This window comes from Dellaglioa sp. CoH-57-MRSF-22 (genome assembly GCF_056781895.1).
The window spans coordinates 1-348 of the sequence record NZ_JBXAXT010000138.1; the positions used below are offsets into that span (position 1 = coordinate 1).

The 348-nt window shown below is 55.2% G+C and carries 1 protein-coding gene; it reads left to right on the forward strand.

Annotated features, from left to right (window positions below):
• Window positions 1-323, forward strand: a 323-nt coding sequence (locus AC1RPR_RS08560) for a hypothetical protein (protein ID WP_481763525.1), incomplete at its 5' end; no start/stop codon positions are given.
• Window positions 324-348 lie beyond the last annotated feature (25 nt).

Genomic DNA, 348 nt, shown 5'->3' on the forward strand with positions numbered 1-348 from the left:
GAGTGAGTGCCAAGCACCGTTTTCTGACCGCGCTCGTCATCGGAATTCCGGTCTCTTTCCTAGTGTACGGGTGGAATCTGATGACTCTACCGCCCGGCACTTCCTATCGTCAGCTTTCGATGGTCGTGCTCGTCCTGATGCTTATCTTGACGGCTGTCGTAGCCGCGCTGTGTGCTGCGACCAATAGGATGCAGACTAGCGACGTGGAAATCGTCGATGCAGAAATCGTGGAAGACGAGCACCATCCCCAACAACACGAGTTCTGGGCACGGGCTGAACGCGCACGCCGCGAGCGTCCCACCGTGACTCGTGTATACAAGTAAAGGATACTTCATGACCATTCGTTAT